This window comes from Rhodococcus sp. NBC_00297 (assembly GCF_036173065.1).
Classification (GTDB): Bacteria; Actinomycetota; Actinomycetes; order Mycobacteriales; family Mycobacteriaceae; genus Rhodococcoides.
Map to the genome: position 1 here is coordinate 378,890 of NZ_CP108041.1, position 18,741 is coordinate 397,630.

18 protein-coding genes are annotated in these 18,741 nt (G+C 69.6%); 9 read left to right on the forward strand and 9 right to left on the reverse strand.

Annotated features, from left to right (window positions below; genetic code table 11):
• Window position 1: 1 nt before the first annotated feature.
• Window positions 2–469, reverse strand: coding sequence for a dUTP diphosphatase (gene dut / locus OG947_RS01715; RefSeq protein WP_027505183.1), 468 nt, complete (start codon window positions 467–469; stop codon window positions 2–4).
• A gap of 141 nt (window positions 470–610) precedes the next feature.
• On the opposite strand from dut, the gene OG947_RS01720 reads away from it, so the two are divergent.
• The gene (locus OG947_RS01720; protein WP_328812986.1) at window positions 611–1,156 is read left to right on the forward strand and encodes a DUF3093 domain-containing protein; all 546 of its coding nucleotides are present in this window, start codon (window positions 611–613) and stop codon (window positions 1,154–1,156) included.
• A 15-nt stretch (window positions 1,157–1,171) separates the two neighbouring features.
• On the opposite strand, the gene OG947_RS01725 is transcribed toward OG947_RS01720, so the two are convergent.
• Complete coding sequence (locus OG947_RS01725) at window positions 1,172–1,474, reverse strand: DUF4193 domain-containing protein (protein WP_027505182.1); 303 nt, start codon at window positions 1,472–1,474, stop codon at window positions 1,172–1,174.
• Between the two features lie 628 nt (window positions 1,475–2,102).
• Here OG947_RS01725 and cei point away from each other — a divergent pair.
• Window positions 2,103–2,783 carry an envelope integrity protein Cei gene (gene cei, locus OG947_RS01730; protein WP_027505181.1) on the forward strand — a complete coding sequence of 227 codons (681 nt, stop codon included), beginning with the start codon at window positions 2,103–2,105 and terminating at the stop codon, window positions 2,781–2,783.
• Between the two features lie 6 nt (window positions 2,784–2,789).
• On the opposite strand, the gene OG947_RS01735 is transcribed toward cei, so the two are convergent.
• Complete coding sequence (locus tag OG947_RS01735) at window positions 2,790–3,701, reverse strand: inositol monophosphatase family protein (RefSeq protein WP_037185531.1); 912 nt, start codon at window positions 3,699–3,701, stop codon at window positions 2,790–2,792.
• Window positions 3,702–3,847: 146 nt separating this feature from the next.
• Here OG947_RS01735 and ppgK point away from each other — a divergent pair, with 146 nt between their 5' ends.
• Entirely contained in the window at window positions 3,848–4,660 is an 813-nt protein-coding gene (ppgK, locus tag OG947_RS01740) for a polyphosphate--glucose phosphotransferase (protein ID WP_328812987.1), read from the forward strand.
• A 247-nt stretch (window positions 4,661–4,907) separates the two neighbouring features.
• Entirely contained in the window at window positions 4,908–6,284 is a 1,377-nt protein-coding gene (locus OG947_RS01745) for an RNA polymerase sigma factor (RefSeq protein ID WP_328812988.1), read from the forward strand.
• A gap of 12 nt (window positions 6,285–6,296) precedes the next feature.
• Here the strand turns inward: OG947_RS01745 and OG947_RS01750 are convergent, their stop codons facing one another.
• Both OG947_RS01750 and OG947_RS01755 read right to left on the reverse strand, forming a co-directional pair.
• On the reverse strand, window positions 6,297–6,644 hold the full coding sequence (locus tag OG947_RS01750) for a DUF952 domain-containing protein (protein ID WP_222645291.1): 348 nt from the start codon (window positions 6,642–6,644) through the stop codon (window positions 6,297–6,299).
• Window positions 6,641–7,588 (reverse strand): EamA family transporter, encoded by a 948-nt coding sequence (locus OG947_RS01755; RefSeq protein ID WP_328812989.1) that lies wholly within the window; start codon window positions 7,586–7,588, stop codon window positions 6,641–6,643. The genes OG947_RS01750 and OG947_RS01755 overlap by 4 nt, the downstream gene beginning before the upstream one ends.
• A 242-nt stretch (window positions 7,589–7,830) precedes the next feature.
• On the opposite strand from OG947_RS01755, the gene OG947_RS01760 reads away from it, so the two are divergent.
• A complete protein-coding gene (locus OG947_RS01760; protein ID WP_027505176.1) occupies window positions 7,831–8,031 on the forward strand; it encodes a DUF7455 domain-containing protein in 201 nt (66 codons plus the stop codon).
• A 113-nt stretch (window positions 8,032–8,144) separates the two neighbouring features.
• Here OG947_RS01760 and OG947_RS01765 read toward each other — a convergent pair whose 3' ends face one another.
• A complete protein-coding gene (locus OG947_RS01765; protein ID WP_328812990.1) occupies window positions 8,145–9,908 on the reverse strand; it encodes a DEAD/DEAH box helicase in 1,764 nt (587 codons plus the stop codon).
• A 222-nt stretch (window positions 9,909–10,130) separates the two neighbouring features.
• Between OG947_RS01765 and OG947_RS01770 the strand changes: the two genes are divergently transcribed.
• Entirely contained in the window at window positions 10,131–11,273 is a 1,143-nt protein-coding gene (locus tag OG947_RS01770) for a YihY/virulence factor BrkB family protein (RefSeq protein ID WP_081821180.1), read from the forward strand.
• Here the strand turns inward: OG947_RS01770 and OG947_RS01775 are convergent.
• A complete protein-coding gene (locus OG947_RS01775) occupies window positions 11,246–11,482 on the reverse strand; it encodes a DUF3039 domain-containing protein (protein ID WP_027505173.1) in 237 nt (78 codons plus the stop codon). The genes OG947_RS01770 and OG947_RS01775 overlap by 28 nt on opposite strands.
• 94 nt (window positions 11,483–11,576) lie before the next feature.
• Here OG947_RS01775 and OG947_RS01780 point away from each other — a divergent pair, with 94 nt between their 5' ends.
• The 3 genes from OG947_RS01780 (at window position 11,577) to OG947_RS01790 (ending at window position 14,672) form a co-directional block, all read left to right on the forward strand.
• On the forward strand, window positions 11,577–11,978 hold the full coding sequence (locus tag OG947_RS01780) for a DUF3099 domain-containing protein (RefSeq protein WP_056444840.1): 402 nt from the start codon (window positions 11,577–11,579) through the stop codon (window positions 11,976–11,978).
• A gap of 87 nt (window positions 11,979–12,065) precedes the next feature.
• Entirely contained in the window at window positions 12,066–13,556 is a 1,491-nt protein-coding gene (locus tag OG947_RS01785; RefSeq protein WP_328813945.1) for a class I SAM-dependent methyltransferase, read from the forward strand.
• Window positions 13,557–13,703: 147 nt separating this feature from the next.
• Window positions 13,704–14,672 carry a sigma-70 family RNA polymerase sigma factor gene (locus OG947_RS01790; protein WP_027505171.1) on the forward strand — a complete coding sequence of 323 codons (969 nt, stop codon included), beginning with the start codon at window positions 13,704–13,706 and terminating at the stop codon, window positions 14,670–14,672.
• Window positions 14,673–14,735: 63 nt separating this feature from the next.
• Here the strand turns inward: OG947_RS01790 and OG947_RS01795 are convergent, their stop codons facing one another.
• Both OG947_RS01795 and OG947_RS01800 read right to left on the reverse strand, forming a co-directional pair.
• Window positions 14,736–17,471, reverse strand: coding sequence for a bifunctional acetate--CoA ligase family protein/GNAT family N-acetyltransferase (locus OG947_RS01795; RefSeq protein ID WP_056444843.1), 2,736 nt, complete (start codon window positions 17,469–17,471; stop codon window positions 14,736–14,738).
• Window positions 17,464–18,729: an acetoin utilization protein AcuC gene (locus tag OG947_RS01800; RefSeq protein ID WP_027505169.1), complete on the reverse strand. Its 1,266-nt coding sequence runs from the start codon at window positions 18,727–18,729 to the stop codon at window positions 17,464–17,466. The genes OG947_RS01795 and OG947_RS01800 overlap by 8 nt, the downstream gene beginning before the upstream one ends.
• Between the last annotated feature and the right edge of the window lie 12 nt (window positions 18,730–18,741).

The window sequence follows — 18,741 nt, forward strand, 5'->3', positions numbered from 1 at the left end:
CTCAGTTCTCCTTCTCGCTGGCGGTGACGGCATCGAGAACCGCGTGTCCGCCGCTGGAGCCGTAGCCGCCGACACCCCGAGTGGTGTCGTCCAGCTCGGCCACCTCGACGAAGTCGGGCAGTTCGACCCGCTGCACCAGCAGCTGGGCGATGCGGTCCCCGCGCCGCAGTTCGATGGGGGTGCGTGGATCGTGGTTGATGAGGCAGACCCTGATCTCGCCGCGATAACCGGCATCGACCGTTCCCGGCGTGTTGACCACCGACAATCCCGCTCGCGCGGCGAGGCCGGACCGGGGGTGGATCAGGCCGACGGTGCCGACCGGCAGCGCCACGGCGATGCCCGTACCGACCATGGCACGCTCACCGGGTTCGATGACGACGTCGACGGTGGAACACAGGTCCACACCCGCGTCACCGGCGTGTGCACGGACGGGCAGCGGGATGTCCGGATCGAGTCGTCTGACGGCCACCGTCTCGACGGCCGGTGCCGATCCCTGGTCTCCGCGGGTCGTGCGTGTCGCCGTCTCGGCCGTCAGATCGCTCACATCGGTCGAGATTACTCGCCGATGCACCGTCGACCTCCCGCCCGTCCGACCCTCTACTCTGGAGAGGTGTCCGACGCAGCTTCGAGAGAGACCTCAGCAGATCACGCCACCCGGACGTCCGGGACGGCACACGACGACGGGGGTGAGACGGTCGTCTACAGCGAACGGCTCCGCGTACCCGTCTGGTACTGGGTGGCCGCGATCGGCGTCGCGGCGATCCTGTCGGCCGAGGTGCACATGGGATCACCCGGCGTGATGGCCTGGCTGCCGTACGTGGTGCTGGTGCCGTTCGCGATCTGGGTGGTCACGTACCTGGGCCGGATGCGCGTCGAGGTGACGGAGCAGAACGGCGAGCGCATGCTGCACGCCGGCAAGGCTCGGCTCCCCGCATCGGTGATCGATCGGGTGGCGGTGGTGCCGGGGACGGCGAAGAGTGCCGCCCTCGGACGCCAGCTCGACCCCTCCGCCTTCGTTCAGCATCGTTCGTGGGTCAAGCCGATGGTGTTGGTCGTCCTCGACGACGAGAACGACCCGACACCGTACTGGTTGGTGAGCACCCGGAACCCGGATGCAGTGGCTGCGGCTCTGACTCCGCAGCCACCGACCTCCTGACGGAGGTCTCCTCGGTCAGGCCGCGCAGTCGCGGCAGACCAGAACGCCGCCGTTGTCGGACGACAGCCGCGAGCGGTGATGCACCAGGAAGCAGCTCGAGCACGTGAACTCGTCGGCCTGCTTCGGCACGACACGCACGGACAGTTCCTCACCGGACAGGTCTGCGCCCGGCAGTTCGAAGGACTCCGCGGTGTCCGTCTCGTCGATGTCGACGACGGCGGACTGCGCCTCGTTGCGGCGTGCCTTCAGTTCTTCGAGGGAGTCCTCCGACACGTCGTCGGACTCGGTACGGCGTGGTGCGTCGTAATCGGTGGCCATGTTGTTCCCCTTACCTTCCTGCTGAGACCGGGTGTGCCCGGTCTCCTTCGATCGCCTTCATGGGGGATGTTCAAGACGTCGACCGCTTCTTGTTCGACGAACTCGTCCTCTGTCGGACTCACACCCTCGGATCCCGATGCAGGTCGTTCGTGTTCCTCGTCTGCTGTTCGTGGCAGAACATCGATCCGGTCGGACTTCTTCCCGACTTCCGCCCGGAGGATCTCCGTCCTTCTCGCTCACCTATTCGCAGCCGTCGTCCTGACGGATGACGGCCGGCGTGCGGGTGAGCCGACTGTGCCCGAATCCCCGTGACGGGAAACATTCTCTTGCTGCGGGCGTGCAGGCCCGAGGAGCCCGACCGGCCGTGAGTTCGATCCGCCGGGCCGCCAGACAATAGCCGACGACGAGCCGGTGTGGAAAACACCCTGCCCAGCGCGGTGTGTCGTGGCGCGAACGGCTCCCGCAGGAACCGCATCTCCCCTGTTCACCCCGGCCAACGCCGTCGACCGTGCAGACGTTCCCACCCGCCGTGCGTCGCGCGTCACATGCCGACGCGGCCCACTACAGTGAGCGAGTCACCGCCCGTGACACGACAGCGCGACACGTATCAGCAGAAGGGCACGCTCCCGTGGTCTCACTCATCACTCACGGCTCCTCGACCGACGACAAGGGGCGGCCGTACGCGCGGCGTCGGGCCTTCCCGATCCTCGTGGTGCTCGTCGTGCTCGCCCTCGCCGGTGCGGCCGTGTGGGTGAACATCCTGACCACGACCGAGACCGGCACGGACGCCGTCGCCTGCAACGCCCCCCAGCCGGCCTCCGATCCCGCCGCCCCCGCGGCCGCCGAGCCCGGCAGCGTCGTGGACGCCTCGGTGGTCACGGACACCCAGCCCGCCCCGTTGTCCGCCACCCGCGTGCGCGTGTTCAACGCGAACGGACAGGGCGGCCAGGCCGCCGAGATCGCCGCCGATCTCAGCGATTTCGGCTTCGCCAGCGCACCGGACGTGCAGGTGGGCAACGACCCGGTCTACGTCGACCAGAACATGCAGTGCATAGCTCAGATCCGGTTCGGCGCGGCCGGCGTGGCCGCCGCTGGCACCGTCGCACTGGTCGCGCCGTGCGCCGAGTTCGTTCAGGACACCCGCGAGGACGACACCGTGGATCTCGCGCTGGGCACCAACTTCCGTGCGCTGGAACCGAACACCGACGGCGAGGAGGTCATCCGCTCGCTCGCGGACGTGGCTCCGGGCGCCGCGGCACCGAACCTGGACGTCGATCTGCTCGCCGCCGCGCACCGCGTCAACTGCTGACGCGGGTCAGGCCTTCGCGATGGCGGCGACGCCACCGAGACGGTCGAGTACGGACAGGAACCCGTCCGCCACACCTTCCGCCACGGCGATCGTCACCTCGCCGTCGTCGCTGCGGGAGTGCGGCGACGGAGTGATCACCCGCGCACCCGCCTCCGCCGCGACCAGAGCGCCCGCCGCCCAGTCCCACGGGCTGAGCCCGTGCTCGAAGTGGGCGTCGACGCGCCCCGCCGCCACCATGCACAGATCCAGTGCCGCCGAGCCGATGCGACGAACGTCCCGCACCTCGGGGAGCAGAGCCGCGATCAGCGCGCCCTGACGGCGGCGGCGCGCCGCGTCGTAACCGAATCCCGTGGCCACCAACGTGAGTGCCACGTCGTCGATGTCGTTGACTCGCAGGCGCACCCAGTCTCCGCCCGCGTCCGAGCACCACGCGCCACCGCCGAGCGACGCCGCGTACGTGCGATCCCCCACCACGTCCTCCACGGCGCCCGCCACCGACGCACCGTCGATCTGCGCGGCCACGGAGACCGAGTAGGCCGGGATGCCGTAGAGGAAGTTCACGGTGCCGTCGATCGGATCGAGGACCCACCGGACACCGGACGGGGCGATGTCCTCCCCGCCGCCCTCCTCGCCCAGTACCGCGTCGTCGGGACGCAGCCGGCTCAACAGGTCCCGGATGACGTGTTCGGTCTCGGTGTCGACCACCGTCACCGGATCGGTGGGCGTCGACTTCGACCGGACGGCGTCCACCGCCGCACCGCCCGCGCCGAACACCTCCGGCCGACGCCGACGTACGTGGCGTCCCGCCTCACGTGCGACGTCGACGGCGATGCGGCGCAACATCTCCGGGTCGAGGGCGCTCGTCGAGTCGTCCTGCGGCAGATCGTCATGAGGAGTCACCCGGTAATCCGAACACATCGGGCGGCGGAACGGTACGGCGCGCCACCCGCCGCGGTGCCGCGCGACCGGGAACGCCGCCAGCAACTAGGGTGACGTGCGCGCACCAGATCTCGCACGAACGCGCCGGTCGCCGACGCGTGCGTACGCCACCAGGAGGTTCTGTCATGACGAACGACCACACCGAACCCGGCCCGGTCTCCATCGCCGGGACGACGGGCTCGCACCCCGAGGGCCGAGGCTTCGGTGTCGACGTCGGTGGCAGTGGCGTCAAGGGTGGCGTGGTCGATCTCGCCACCGGCGAACTGATCGGCGAGCGCTACAAGATCGAGACCCCGCAACCGTCGACTCCCACGGCCGTGGCCGAGACGGTCGCGGCCATCGTCGACCACTTCGAGTGGACCGGGGACGTGGGCATCACCCTCCCCTGCGTCGTCACCGGTGGCGTGGCGCGAACCGCCGCGAACGTCGACAAGGGCTGGATCGGGACCGACGCCGGCGCGCTGTTCCGCGACCATCTCGGGGGTCGTTCGGTGACCGTGCTCAACGACGCCGACGCCGCGGGCATCGCGGAGGACAAGTTCGGCGGCGGCAAAGATTCCAAGGGTGTGGTCATCCTGCTGACCTTCGGCACCGGCATCGGCTCCGCGATCCTGCAGAACGGTGTCCTCCTGCCCAACACGGAGCTCGGGCACATGGAGGTGGACGGCAAGGAGGCCGAGCACCGCGCCGCGTCGTCGGTCAAGGACGACAACGGACTGTCGTACAAGGCGTGGGCCAAAGAGGTCTCGCGCGTGCTCGAGCGCATCGAGGATCTGTTCTGGCCGGACCTCTTCATCGCCGGCGGCGGCATCAGCCGCAAAGCTGAGAAGTGGATCCCCCTGCTCACCAACCGCACCCCGGTGCAGCCCGCGACGCTGCGCAACGCCGCCGGAATCGTCGGCGCGGCCCTCGCCGCTCAGTCGGGTGTGGCGCCCTGATTCTCGTCGAGGGCGACCACGCGCCCCTCTGACCTGCGCCGCGTCGGCTCGCCGATGCGCGATGTGACTCACACCCCACTGCCGGTGAGCCGGGAACCTCGGCGTCCTCCCGCGCGTTGGTGCTGTGCACTCGCGGCGGTCGTTACAATGGTCCACGCCCCGGTTTCACGCCGGGAAATCCACAGACCTCTCCGCCGGATCATCACTCTGGCGTGACGCCGCACGACACCGTCACGAAAGGGCGTACGTGGCAGCCATTGATATTCGTCAGACCGCGGACACCTCGCCGGCAGTCGACAGCACTCCGGCCGTCGACACCGCGTCGGCCGACGGCACCGCACCCGGCGCCGTCGGAACCGCACCCGCGAAGGCCCCGGCCAAGAAGGCGGCCCCGCGCAAGGCAGCAGCCAAGAAGGCCGCGCCGCGCAAGGCCGCAGCGAAGAAGACCGCAGCGAAGAAGGCGACGTCTCCTGCGACCGGCGACGACGCCGACGAGCCCACCGCGGACATCGAGGACATCGACGTTCCCGAGGGCGAGCTCGCAGCCGAGTCGGACGTCGTCGAGGTCGTCGCCGTCGGCGACGAGGTCGAGGACGACGCGACCACCGAACCCACGCCGGAGGACAAGGCGTCGGGCGACTTCGTGTGGGACGAGGAGGAGTCCGAGGCGCTGCGACAGGCCCGCAAGGACGCCGAACTCACCGCCTCCGCCGACTCCGTCCGCGCCTACCTCAAGCAGATCGGCAAGGTCGCCCTCCTCAACGCCGAGGAGGAGGTCGAGCTCGCCAAGCGCATCGAGGCCGGTCTCTACGCCGTCCAGCTCATGGCCGAGTCCGCCGAGAAGGGCGAGAAGCTCCCCGTGGCCCAGCGCCGCGACATGACCTGGATCTGCCGCGACGGCAACCGGGCGAAGAACCACCTGCTCGAGGCCAACCTGCGCCTCGTGGTCTCGCTGGCCAAGCGCTACACGGGCCGCGGCATGGCGTTCCTGGACCTCATCCAGGAGGGCAACCTCGGTCTGATCCGCGCGGTGGAGAAGTTCGACTACACCAAGGGCTACAAGTTCTCGACGTACGCGACGTGGTGGATCCGTCAGGCCATCACCCGCGCCATGGCGGACCAGGCCCGCACCATTCGTATCCCGGTGCACATGGTCGAGGTCATCAACAAGCTCGGACGCATCCAGCGTGAGCTCCTGCAGGACCTGGGTCGTGAGCCCACTCCCGAGGAGCTCGCCAAGGAGATGGACATCACGCCCGAGAAGGTGCTGGAGATCCAGCAGTACGCTCGCGAGCCGATCTCCCTCGACCAGACCATCGGCGACGAGGGCGACAGCCAGCTCGGCGACTTCATCGAGGACTCCGAGGCCGTCGTCGCCGTCGACGCGGTGTCGTTCACCCTCCTGCAGGACCAGCTCCAGTCGGTTCTCGAGACTCTCTCCGAGCGTGAGGCGGGTGTCGTGCGACTGCGTTTCGGCCTCACCGACGGCCAGCCGCGCACGCTCGACGAGATCGGCCAGGTCTACGGGGTCACGCGTGAGCGCATCCGACAGATCGAGTCGAAGACCATGTCGAAGCTGCGGCACCCGAGCCGGTCGCAGGTGCTGCGCGACTACCTCGACTGACAGTTCCGCACCTCACCCGACGGCGACGAACGTCCCGTCGTCGTCGGGCAGGTAGGGCTGCACCTCGACCACCGCGGTGAGCGGTACCGGTCCGTAGAGGTGCGGGAACAGCATCGAACTCGGATCGCCGGGTACTCCCGGCTCCCATTCCAGCCGGTCCTTCAGTCGAGTGGGGTTCAACGACAGCAGCACGATGTCCCGGCGCCCGGCGAACAGCCGGTTGGCCGGGAGATGAACCTGCTGCGGCGTCGACAGATGGACGAACCCCTGCTCGGCGAGCGACGCGGGTGCCACCTCCCCCGCGGCCACACTCGCCTCCCAGTCCGCCGCCGGGCACATGTGTACCAGGATCTCGGTCATCGGCCGTCCTCTCGTGTCGGGTCCTGCAGTCGCGTCGTGTCGGCCGGCGGCGCCGGTCGTGCGCGTCGTTCCACACCGCCCAGCGCGACGGCGACGATCACACACAGGATGCCCGCGAGTTCGGCGATCGAGGGCACCTGCCTCAGCACCACGACGCCGACCACCGTCGCAGTGGTGGGCAGCAACGCGAGCAACAACGCGAACCGTGCCCGTCCGACCGTGCGCAGGACCACCTGGTCGAGCGCGTAGGGGATCACGCTCGACAACACACCCACCCCGACACCCAGCAGCCACGTGGACGGAACGGTGAACACCGACGGATCCTCGAGTACCTGGGGCGTCAACGCGAGCGGGGCGAGGATCACCGACGCCACCGCCATGCCGACGGCGAGGGAGTCCAGCCCGTCGCCCGCCGTCGCGACCGACTTCCCGAGCACCACGTAGCCGGCCCACAGTCCGGCGGCGAGGAGTGCGAAACCGACCCCGACCAGGCCCACGTCGAATCGCGCTCCGGCCACCAGCGCGACTCCCGCGACCACCAGGACGAGTGCGAGCACGTCGCGAGCGCGCCGCGATCCGAGTGCGGCGACGAGGACAGGACCGAGGAACTCGATCGCCACGGCGGTGCCCAACGGGATGCGGGCGATCGCCTCGTAGAACGCCAGGTTCATTCCCACCGTGACGACACCGAACCCACCGGCCACCGCGATGGTGCGGGCCGTCCATCGCGTGCGCCAGGGACGACGCCAGGCCAGCAGAACGGCCGCTGCGCCTGCCGCGCGCAGCCACGCCACGGCCGCCGGCGAGATGGTGTCGAACAGATGGACGCCGATGGCGGCACCGAGATACTGCGCGAGCGCTCCGACCACGAAGACGAACGGCACCGACCACGGCGGGAACGAACGCCCCACCGACGCGAGGCCGCGCGCGTCCACATCCGTCATGGTCGAACCGTATCCACCGGTCGCGACACGGGCGCACAGGGGCGGGTGAGTTCTGCCGACAGCGAACGATGCTCGGGAGGGACGTGATTCACCAGCATGTTTCGTGTCTGTGACAACACACGGCCATCCGCGTGGGAACAACGCACGAACCCCATACGTCTGTAAGAGTGAACGAACCGCGTCGAACCGACGTGGCGGACCGACCCCAGGACCGTGGTAGTCACGGTCAGTACGGAGGAGTCATGCCCGAATTGTTGACCGACACCACCCTCACCGCTGCCGACAGGTGTGATCGTTGCGGAGCGGGAGCGCGGGTGCGTGCCGTCCTCCCCACCGGCGGAGAACTGCTGTTCTGCCGTCACCACGCCAACGAGCACGAAGCGCGTCTCCTCGAGATGAACGCCACCATCGTCGCTGACGCGGATTCCGACGCCATGGCGTGATGACCGGGGCACTCGGTCCCACAGCATCAGCACTCGACTCCTGACACCACGAAGGGCGACCACCGATCCGGTGGTCGCCCTTCGTCGTGCGCGGGGCTCGTGCAGTGCTGCGATCACCACGAACGCAGGGCCGAGATCCTCTCGGTGAGCTGCTCCGCCGTCGCGATCGCGGTGGGCGGCCCACCACAGCTCCGTCGGAGTTCGCCGTGGATGATGCCGTGGGCCTTGCCGGTGCGGTGGTGATGCATCGCCACCAGGCCGTTGAGCTCCTTGCGCAGATCTGCCAGCTTCGCGGCGTCCGCGGACCGCCCGGCGGGCGGGAGGGTGACCGGAGCCGAAGTCTCCGTGGGCGTCGCCGGGCGTGCCAGCTGCGTCTCCTGCCGTTTCCGCAACAGCGCGCGCATCTGGTCGCCGTCCAACAGGCCCGGCAGGCCGAGATAGTCCGCCTCGTCGTCGCTGCCCGAGAACGTCGCGGTGCCGAAGGAGGAGCCGTCGAAGATCACCTGGTCGAGCTCTGCGTCGGCACCGAGCGAGGTGAACGCCTTCTCCTCCTCGCCGGGCTCGTCCTTCTGCTGGTTCGCCTCGATGAGCAGGTCGTCGTCGAGACCGTCCTTCTCCCGGTGCGGCTTCCCGATGACGTGGTCGCGCTGCGCCTCGAGCTGGCTGGCCAGGTCCAGGAGCACCGGCACCGAGGGCAGGAACACGCTCGCCGTCTCACCCTTGCGGCGAGAACGCACGAAGCGCCCGACGGCCTGGGCGAAGTACAGCGGTGTGGAGGCGCTGGTCGCGTAGACGCCGACCGCGAGGCGCGGGACGTCCACGCCCTCCGACACCATGCGCACGGCCACCATCCAGGTCGACGTTCCCGCGCCGAACTCGGCGATGCGGGCCGAGGACCCGGGATCGTCGGACAGCACGAGCGTCGGGGTCTCCCCCGTCGCCGCCTCGAGGATTCCGGCGTAGGCGCGCGCGGTGGTCTGATCCGACGCGATGACGAGGCCACCCGCGTCGGGGATGCCGCCCTGCCGGAGTTGGTGCAGCCGGGTGTTGGCCGCGGCGAGCACCGACGGCACCCACTCACCGGACGGGTCGAGAGCGGTACGCCAGGCCCGCGCCGTCTGCTCGGCGCTGAGCGGCTCCCCGAGACGGGCGGCGAACTCCTCGCCCGCACTGTTGCGCCAGCGTGCCTCGCCCGAGTACGCGAGGAAGACGACCGGCCGCACGACACCGTCCGCCAGCGCGTCGGCGTAGCCGTAGCTGTGGTCCGGGCGCGACCGGGGCAGGCCCTCGTCGTCCGGCTCGTAGTTCACGAAAGGAATGGGGCTGTCGTCGCTGCGGAAGGGCGTTCCCGTCAGTGCCAGGCGGCGCGTCGCGTCGCCGTAGGCCTCGCGGATGCCCTCGCCCCAGCTCTTGGCGTCACCGCCGTGGTGGATCTCGTCGAGGATCACGAGCGTCTTGCGGTTCTCGGTCCGCACCCGGTGGCGGGAAGGGTGCGACGCCACCTGTGCGTACGTGACGACGATGCCGTGGAAGTCGCTGGACGTCTGCCCGGTGCTGTTGGAGAAGCGGGAGTCGAGGGCGAGTCCGACGCGCGCCGCGGCCTCCGCCCACTGGTGCTTGAGGTGCTCGGTGGGAGCGACGACCGTGACCTGGTCCACGGTGCGGTCGCTCAGCAGCTCGAGCGCCACGCGGAGCGCGAACGTGGTCTTGCCGGCTCCCGGAGTGGCGACGGCCAGGAAGTCGGTCGGACCCGCCGACAGGTACTTCGTGAGCGCTCGCCGCTGCCAGGCGCGCAGTGGCGGCAGGGTGACTCCGGCCGGCCCTGTCACAGGGAGACCTCCTGCGCTGTCGACCTTCTCGCCGATCTCGGCCGTCATGAACGGGCCTCGTCCGGCGCCGTACGTCCACCTGAAAGGATGCGAACCACCCGTGGCATGGAACTCCCGTTCGGCTCGTCGTCTCGTGTGCACATCCGTCGATCAGACTATCGCGGACGTCGGCACGCCCACCAATGCGCACGTCGCCGCCGGTGCCCGCGACGGCGACACACCGGGCCGGGACGTGCCCGAGCGACGCCGGTGGGCCATGCTGGAGTCATCATGAGCGCACCGGCCGACAACACGTCCGATCGGGACACCGCGGCAGCGTCGACGCCCGACGGAGAGCCGGGGCCCGGTCCCGTCCCGGGACGGCCGCTGCGCACGGCCTGGCGCGTCGTCGCGAGGACGGCGGGCAAGGCGTGGGACGACTCCATCTTCGGCAAGTCCGCCACCGCCGCCTTCTGGCAGACCCTGTCGCTGCCGCCGCTGGTGCTCGCACTCCTCGGCAGCCTCACCTACATCGCGGGGTGGTTCGGACCGAACACTCTCGACATCATCGAGTCGAAGATCGTGACGTTCAGCTCCACGCTGTTCAGCGACAACGTCGTGGACGAGATCATCGCCCCCACGCTGACGGACATCCTCAACAGCGGACACGGTCCCGTCGTGTCCGTGGGCTTCCTGCTGTCGTTGTGGGCCGGCTCGTCGGCGATCTCCACCTTCGTCGACTCCATCGTCGAGGCGCACGGTCAGCAGGACGCGCGCAACCCCGTGTGGCAGCGCATCTTCGCCCTGCTGCTGTACGTCGCGTTCCTGATCGTCGCGGTGTTCGTCCTGCCCCTCGTCGCGCTGGGGCCCACCATCATCGGTCGGGTGCTGCCGTCGTCGTGGTTCGAGATCGGCTCACAGGTGATCGACATCGCGTACTACCCGGGTGTCGGACTGCTGCTCATCGTCGGCCTGACGACGCTCTACAAGGTGGCTCTGCACACCTCGCTGCCGTGGCACCGCCTGCTCGGCGGATCGCTGCTGGCCGGAGTGTTCTTCATGCTAGCGAGTGCGGTGCTGCGCACCTACCTGTCCTGGGTGACCGGAACGGGCTACACCTACGGCGCGCTCGCGGCTCCGATCGCCTTCCTGCTCTTCACGTTCTTCCTGGGATTCGCGGTGGTGCTGGGGGCGGAGTTCAACGCCACGGTCCAGGAGTTCTGGCCGGCGCGCGCCACACGCATGGACCAGGTCAAGGGATGGATCGCCGAGAAGGCAGCCGATCCGGGTGCGGGCACCGTCGGCGCTCTCGGCCGGCTGGCCACCGGCCCGATCCGCATCGCACGGTCGGATCGGGACGGCGGCGAGTCACCGGAGAAGCGTCAGGTGACGCGTGATCGGCAGGATCACTCGCCCTTGCGCAAGCCGTCGTAGACCTTCTTGCAGTCGGGGCACACGGGTGACCCGGGCTTGGCCGACTTCGTGACGGGAAAGACCTCGCCGCACAGTGCGACGACGTGGGTGCCCATCACCGCGCTCTCGGCGATGCGGTTCTTCTTCACGTAGTGGAAGAACTTCGGAGTGTCGTCGTCGGTGGTCTCGTCGGTGCTGACGTCGGGGCGTTCCTTGGTCTGCGTGCTCATGCATCGATTATGACGGTTGTTCCCGACACGCGCGTCGCACATCTCACCACCTCCGATTACTGCACACTTCGTTCAGTAGTGACACAGTGGAGTCATGGCACACGACGGCATCTCACCCCGCGACAGCGTTCGCGAGGCCGTACTGATCACCGAGGCACGAACGTCGGTCGAGGAACAGCACCGAGCGCGCGTGCGCAAATACCTCTTCATCATGTCTTTCCGTATCCCGGCGCTGGTCCTCGCGGCGCTGTCGTACGGCGCGTGGCAGAACCCGTGGATCGCCATGGCCATCGTCGGCGTGTCCATTCCTCTCCCGTGGATGGCAGTCCTGATCGCCAACGACCGACCGCCGCGGACCGCGGACGAGCCCAGCCGCTACGGCTGGCGGGCGACCGACTCCACCGCGCTGGAGGCCCGCAGCCACCCGGTGGTGAACCTCGACGAGGAACCCGATCTCGACCGCCGCGCGATCTCGAATCCGCGCGCCACGTCCTGAGACGGGTCCGTCCCGTGATCGGTCTGCTGACACACTGACGCGGTGACCGACTCGAACCACCGCACCTCGCCTCCCCCGTCCGTCCCGGTGGACGCGGACCGCCTCGTCGACCTCGCGTCCACGTTGCGGGTCGCGTTCGACCGAGCGGACTTCACCGCGGACGGGATCCTGGAGGCACTGGGCGACTCGGTTCATGCCGCGTTGGGACGTGGCGAACCCGCACCGGTGCGACGCCGGTGCGGAGAACTCGGTCCCCTCGGCACGCTCGTCCGGCTGTTCCTGCTCTCCGACGACGTGGCGATCGACGCCGCGACCACCGCCCTCGCGCCGACGACACTCGACGCGGCGGTCGCTGCCGGCCTCCTCGAGACCGGCAGCGACACCGTGCGCAGTCTGCTCGACATCCGCCCCCTCGATCTCGGCACGGGCACGCGGTGGGTGGTGTCCGACATCGACGGCAGCATGCGCGACGTCCGTATCGGATCCGATCACGTACTCGGCGTCGGGCACGCGTCGCTGTCGCTGGTCCGCGGGACACCCACCCGTGTCGACGGGAGTCCGCCCACCGTCCTGGATCTCGGTGCCGGCTGCGGCATCCAGGCGCTCCACGCGGCGCCGTACGCCCGGTCGATCACCGCCACCGACGTCAGCGATCGGGCCATCGCCCTCACCCGCATGACGGCTGCCCTCAACGGTCTGGACTTCGAGACGATCCCGGGCTCGTGGTTCGCACCCGTCGCGGGGCGGACCTTCGATCGCATCGTCGCCAACCCGCCCTTCGTCGTCGGATCGGGCCGAGTCTCCCACTCCTACCGCGATTCCGGCCTGGACCTCGACGGTGCCAGCAGCCTCGTCGTGGGAGCGGCACCGGAGCATCTCGCACCCGGCGGGACCGCCTCGTTGCTCGCCTCCTGGGTTCACGTGGACGGTGAGGACTGGCGGTCACTGGTCGCCTCCTGGCTGCCGGACCACGGTGTCGACGCGTGGATCGTGCAGCGCGACATCGCGGACCCCGCTCTCTACGTGGGCACGTGGCTGCGGGACGGTGGACTCGATCTGCGAGACCCGGCCGTCGACGAGACGGCGACCGCCTGGCTCGATCACCTCGACGCCGCCGGCGTCACGGGTGTCGGGTTCGGCTTCGTGTACCTCCGCCGGACCGACCGGCCCACCAGCGTCCTCGCGGAGGACCTGATGCACGGGTACGAGGATCCCCTCGGCGACGAGGCACTCGACGTCCTGGACCGGGTGGACTGGCTCCGCACACACGATCTGCTCGACGAGTGTGTGGCCGTCGCCCCGACCACGGCACTCGAAGAGGTCTCCACCCCCGATCCGGACGGTGGGTGGACCACCGTCGTACGCCGGGTCCACCGCGGCGACGGGCCCGCGTGGTCCCACGAGATCGACGCGGACGGGGCGGCACTCCTGGCCGGGATGCGCGCGGGCGGACTGACGGTCGGCGACCTCACCGAGCTTCTCGCGGCCGCACGCGGTGTGGACGCCGCGGAGCTGACGGACTCGGTCGTCGCGTTGGTCGCAGGGCTCGTCGTGCACGGGTTGGTGATCCCCACCTGAGCCGAGCAGTCGTTTCTCTCAGCAACTTCTCAGGGCTGAGGTGGTGAAACCGCAGCTCAGAGTGTTTGACGGAGGTGGGCTTCGGGAACTTTTCTGACGTGTCCCGGCGTTGTAGCCAGTGAGACACCACCGATCAGGAGGCACGTCATGACCAGCCCCACCACCATTCGCCCTCGACCGAGTGATGCCGACCTGGATGCACAGAGCCCGGCAGCGGACCTCGTTCGCGTCTACCTCAACGGTATCGGCCGCACGGCTCTGCTGACGGCCGCGGAGGAAGTCGATCTGGCGAAGAAGATCGAGGTGGGTCTGTACGCGACCCATGTGCTCGCGACCGGCAAGCGCCTCTCCCCCGCCAAGAAGCGTGACCTCGCGCTCATCGTCCGCGAGGGCCAGTCCGCTCGGGCACACCTCCTCGAGGCCAACCTCCGTCTCGTCGTCTCACTCGCCAAGCGCTACACGGGCCGCGGGATGCCGCTGCTGGACCTCATCCAGGAGGGCAACCTGGGTCTGATCCGTGCGATGGAGAAGTTCGACTACGCCAAGGGCTTCAAGTTCTCGACGTACGCCACCTGGTGGATCCGTCAGGCCATCACGCGCGGCATGGCGGACCAGAGCCGCACCATCCGTCTCCCCGTGCACCTGGTGGAGCAGGTGAACAAGCTCGCGCGGATCAAGCGTGAGCTGCACCAGCAGCTCGGCCGCGAGGCCACCGACGACGAGCTCGCCGAGGAGTCCGGCATCCCGGTCGAGAAGATCGCGGATCTGCTCGACCACAGCCGAGACCCGGTGTCGCTCGACATGCCCGTCGGCAGCGACGAGGAGGCGCCGCTGGGCGACTTCATCGAGGACTCGGAGGCCACGTCCGCCGAGAACGCCGTGATCGCCGGGCTGCTGCACACCGACGTGCGCAGCGTGCTCGCCACGCTGGACGAGCGTGAGCAACAGGTCATCCGGTTGCGCTACGGCCTCGACGACGGTCAGCCGCGTACCCTCGACCAGATCGGCAAGCTGTTCGGCCTCTCGCGTGAGCGCGTACGCCAGATCGAGCGTGAGGTCATGGGCAAGCTGCGTCAGGGCGACCGCGCCGAGCGACTGCGGTCCTACGCCAGCTGATCGTCCCCCGCATCACGAGACAGGCCCCCGGCTCTCGCCGGGGGCCTGTCGTCGATGACGGGCTCAGCGCAGGCGACGGGGGCCCAGATCGATACGGCTGGGCTCGGGTCCGATACGGATCCGTGCGTCGGTGGTCTCCGCGCCACTCGGTGACGCGAGGACCGGGTCGCACACCAGCTCGCGCACCTCGGACAGATCGTCCGCCAGTGTGGAGACCCGGAGCACGACGTCCACCAGCGCGCCCTTGTTCACCGGGGACGCGGTGCGGTACCCCGACAGCATCGGCGCGGCCCGCGGTGCGTCGATGAGCTCCGCGGCTTCCCTCTCGGTGAGTGGGAGCACGCGGTACGCCCTGTCTCCCAGCAGATCCGACATGATGCCGGACAGCCCGAACGACACCAGTGAGCCGAACGACGGATCGTCCTGGACCCGCACCAGGCACCCGATCCCCTTGGTCGCCATCCGCTGCACCTGCATCACCGGGGTGCCCGATGCCTCGAACAGATCCCGGTACGCGCGGGCGACGGCGTCCGGCCCCACGACGTCGAGGCGGACTCCGCTCAGGTCGGGGCGGTGTCGCCACTGATCGCCGGTGGCCTTCACCGCGACGGGTCCTCCCAGCTCGCGGGCCGCCTCCACCGCCTCGGCCTCGTCCGTCACCGTGCGGAAGGCGGCGATCTCCACGCCGTAGCACCGCAGCAACTGCTCGGTCTCGACGTCAGAGAGCCACCGCCCCGAGGGACTGGCCGCCATCCAGCCGGCCACTAGTGCGCGCGCCGCGTCGGCGTCGACGCCGCCGGGCCGCACCACACTGTCGGCCGGTCGATTCAGCCACGAGGCGTACCGCCACGCCTTCTGCAACGCATAGACCGCCCGCGCCGGGTCGGGATAGGACGGCACCGATCCGCGGATCGGCGTTCCGTCGTCGCCGCGGACCGCCAGCACGTCCGGAATGCCCTCGGCGGCGAGGAAGGTCGTCAGCACCGGCTTGTCGGCGCCGCGGACCGCCGCGCCGAGTGCCTCGGCGTAGGAGGCGACACGGACGGCGACCGGAGGCACGAAGACCGCGAGAACGGTGTCCACGTCGTCCGACCGCAGCGCCGTGGTGACCGCGGCCGCGAACTCCTCCGGCGTGGCCTGCGCGCCCACGTCGACCGGGTCCGGTGCGGTCATGCCGCTGTCGCGTGCGGCGTCGACGGCGAGGACGCCGAGCGCCGTCGAGTTGCCGACCACCGCGACCCGCGGACCTGCCGGCAGCGGCTGATAACCCAGAAGGATGGCGCAGTCGAACAGTTCGGCGATCGAGTCGACCTGGATCACTCCCGCCTGCTCGAAGAGGGCACGCACGATCGTGTCGTCGATGTCCGTGCCGGTCGCCAGCGCGGGCGGCACGGCTCCGCGTCCGCTCTTGACCGCGACGATCGGCTTGGACCGCGCGACCCGGCGCGCGATGCGCCAGAACTTGCGGGCGTTGCCGAAGCTCTCGAGGTAGAGCAGGACCACCTCGGTGGCCTCGTCCTGGTCCCAGTACTGCAGCAGGTCGTTGCCGGACAGGTCGGCGCGGTTGCCGGCGGAGACGAACGTCGACAGTCCCAGGAGCCGTTTCGACGCCTGCGCCAGGATGGCGATACCCAGGGCACCCGACTGGCAGAAGAAGCCCACGCGTCCGCGACCCGGGAGGTCCGTCGCGAGCGTGGCGTTGAGCGACACCGCGGGATCGAGGTTCGCGACGCCGAGAGCATTGGGGCCGACCAGGCGCATGCCGTGTGCACGAGCGGAGTGCACCAGGCGCCGTTCGTTCGCGCGCCCGTCCTCTCCCGTCTCACCGAACCCGGACGAGACCACCACCAGCGCCTTCACGCCCTTGGCGAGACAGTCGTCGAGCACCGCGTCGATCTGGTCGGCCGGCACGGCGGCCACCGCGAGATCCACCTCGTCGGGAATGTCCCGCACCGTCGGGTACGCGCGCACTCCGCGCACCGACGTGTGTTCCGCGTTCACGGGATAGACGGGTCCGGTGAACGACCCGCGCAGCAGGTTGGTCAGCACCGCGTTGCCCACCTTCTCGGGGTCCGTCGAGGCACCGATGACGGCGACGGAGCGTGGGCCGAGCACGTTGCGGACGCTGCGGGCCTCGGCCGCGCGCTCGCGGGAGTTGCGCACCTGGACGAGCGCGTCGCTGGGATCGATGTCGAAGTCCAGGTTGAGCACGCCGCCGTCGAAGCTGCGACTGACCTGGTAGCCGGCCTGCCGGAACACGGTGACCATATTGCGGTTCTCCGCGAGGACCTCGGCGACGAAGCGGCGCACCCCGTTCTCGGCGGCCGCCCCCGCCAGATGCTCGAGCAGGATCGGACCGAGCCCACGACCCTGGTGCGCGTCGGCGACGACGAAGGCCACCTCGGCGGAGTTGCCGTCGCCCTGCGGCAGGCGCTCGTACCGGCCGACGGCGATGATCTCGTCGCCGAGCGTCGCGACGAGGGCCACCCGCGACGTGTGATCGACCGTCGTGAAGTTGAGGATGTCGCGCTTGGGCATGGTGGGGTACGGACCGAAGTAGCGCAGGTATCGCGTCCGCTCGGACAGCTTGCCGTGGAACTCGACCAGGGCGTCGGCGTCACCGGGCACGATCGGCCGCAGATGCACCACGCGGCCGTCGGACGCGAGCACGTCGGCGGCCCAGTGCCGCGGGTAGTTCTCGGCCCGCTGCCGCTCGAGCTCCTTCGGATCCGGCGGCGTCGGCGCGTCCGGTGCCGTCTGCGCTGTCGGTGTCTCGGGTGCGGGTGTCTCGTCAGTCACGCGGATCCTCCGGGTCGAGTCCCCACAGCGGGTAGACGGCGCGGCGGGTGGCCACGATGGCGGTGTCGATGCGTTGGATGGCGCGATCGACGTGCTCGACACCCGACTCCGGGGAACCACCCGGCCCGTCCCACGGCGGGTAGTCCACGTCGCCGTCGTCGCTCATCGTGGACGGCAGGTCGATGCTCGGCGCGGCGAGCCGCACCTTCTCGTGCCACTCGTCCGGAATGGACGTCGTCGGATCGAGATCGCGGTCGAGCACCGCGGCGATGAGATGGGTCCAGGCACGGGGCACCACCCGCACCAACCCGTATCCGCCACCCCCCACCGCGAGCCACCGGCCCTCACAGACCTGGTCGGCGAGGTCGCGCATCGCACGGAACGCGGCGCGCTGACCGTCCACGGTGAGTCCCAGATCGGCGAGCGGATCCTCCCGATGACTGTCCACGCCGCACTGGCTGATGATGATCTGCGGCTTGAACGCCGCCACCGCTCCGGGCACCACCGCGTGAAACGCCCTCAGCCACAACCGGTCTCCCGTGCCGGGCAGGACCGGCACGTTGACGGAGGTGCCCTCCGCGGCGTCGGCACCCACCTCGGTGGACCATCCGGTGTTGGGCCACAGCGTGGCCGGGTGCTGGTGCACCGAGACCGTCATGACGCGGGGATCGGCGAGGAACGCCGCCTGGACACCGTCACCGTGATGAGCGTCCACGTCGATGTAGGCGATGCGGTCGTACCCGTTGTCGAGCAGCCACGAGATGGCGATGGCCGCGTCGTTGTAGACGCAGAAGCCCGACGCCCAGTCCGCCATGGCGTGGTGCATGCCCCCGCCGATGCTCACCGCGCGGCGCGAGCGTCCCGACGCGATGGCCCGCGCGGCGGTCAGGGTGCCACCCGCGATGACCGCACTGGCCTCGTGCATGTCGGGGAACACCGGATTGTCCTCGGATCCGAGACCGTGCAGCACCTCGGACGCCCGCGAACCCAGCGGCAGGTCACGCGGCGCGCGCTTGACCGCCTCGACGTACCCCGGTGTGTGCACCCGTAACAGCTCACTGTCCGACGCGACCTCCGGCGGCAGCAGTTCGGTCCCCTCGAGCAGACCGATCCCCCGTGCCAGATCCATGGTGAGTGCGAGGCGGGTGGGATTCATCGGGTGGTCGTCGCTCCACCGGTAGTTCAGGTAGTCCGCGCTCCAGACCAGAGCGGGCTGCCCCGGAGGCGACTGCGATGTCGAGGACGACTGCAGAGTCATGGCCCTCAACCT